Annotated in this window: 1 protein-coding gene and 1 pseudogene; both read left to right on the top strand. The window is 34.8% G+C overall.

The features are described 5' to 3' along the window. A pseudogene (locus ACFIKD_RS09400) lies at window positions 1-97 on the top strand (TrwH protein); the annotation flags it as partial. Between the two features lie 88 nt (window positions 98-185). Continuing rightward, a complete protein-coding gene (locus ACFIKD_RS09405) occupies window positions 186-1,133 on the top strand; it encodes a type IV secretion system protein (RefSeq protein ID WP_375647900.1) in 948 nt (315 codons plus the stop codon). Window positions 1,134-1,359: the final 226 nt, after the last annotated feature.

The raw sequence follows: 1,359 nt of genomic DNA on the forward strand, positions 1-1,359 counted from the left end.
AGCACCAAAGCTCAAACAGCCCAATGATAGGAACCGTGTGCCTATTAATAAAACAATCCCTGACGAAATCAAGCGAGGAGACAACGGAATCTCATAAACTGATTTATGAAGTTAATAATATAATGGTCAGTCTTTCTAAAAATAGTCAGTCTTTCTAAATATGTGAAAATTAAAAGGAATAAAATATGCAAAAGCTGATTATTATCATAGCAATTAGTGCGTTTCTTGGAACAACAAACTTAGTAAGAAGTGACACTGTTACTAAGCAAGGAGGAGCTCATAGCCGTATTACTATAATTCCTGGTATGGGGTCAGGAGGTCTCAGTACAAGCAAAGATTATAGACCAAAAAAACCACCAAAAGGCTATAATCCACCACCTGCACTTCCACCCGATGTTAAAATCGATCTTTCTACTTTGGGAACGATGAGAAATCGCATACCGTCCAAACCTAGTGGCTCTAAGCCATCTAACACAACTCCAGTATCTCCCACAACTCAGGTACCTAAATCAACTTTTGTATCTGCTCCACCTGCAGAATATCTAGAGATTATTAATCTATTAAAAAAAGGGGAAATTATTGAGCTCTTAAAAAAACAGCTTGAGTTGAAAAAAAAACAACTTTTGCAAACAGAAAAAGCCTATCAAGCTATAACAAAGGGTCAGAAAACTGCACCTCAGAAAATAGACTTTTCTAGTTTTTTTCTCAAAGAGCCAGAATCGCTCTATAAGAGTGACAAGCTTTCAAGGGAATCATATCAAAAGGTATTAGAGGAAGAAAACAAAATTTCTGGGACTTTTGATCAAATGAGCAAAGCTATTTCAAGGCGTTTACAATTTGCATCGATACTAGATAAAGCTGTAAGTTTAGAAACTTTTGAAAACGTAGAAAATCGTTTTAAATACCTCCAACATCTATTAGATGAAATTAAAACAAAAGAAAACCTGAAAGACATTGCAGATCTTCAAGCACATATCGATGGTTCGTTAACCATGATCCAAAATGAATTTATAAAGATGGAAATGGTAGCGCATTTACGTAATGCTGAGCAATCACTTATCAAAAGGAAAAGACGCGAACTTGATATGAAAATTTTTGACCATGAAAAAAAAGGGATGCCTACCATACGATAAAAACAAAAGCCAATGTAGAAGGTTCAGTACTATCCGAACAATTCAGAGAGGCACAAAGATTTTATCAAAGCCAAGATATCGTAATGCAAATACTTAGGTAATGTATAAATGCAAATAACGCGTTTAGCATGTATCTATGTTTCAAGGTGATAAAAAGTTGAAAATTCGTTAAAGAGGAATTCCATGGACTTTACAGTGTTCACGCAACTTTTCAATAAAATTGATC

It is taken from the genome of Bartonella sp. CR84HXZ (genome assembly GCF_042194535.1).
GTDB classification, from domain to species: domain Bacteria; phylum Pseudomonadota; class Alphaproteobacteria; order Rhizobiales; family Rhizobiaceae; genus Bartonella; species Bartonella grahamii.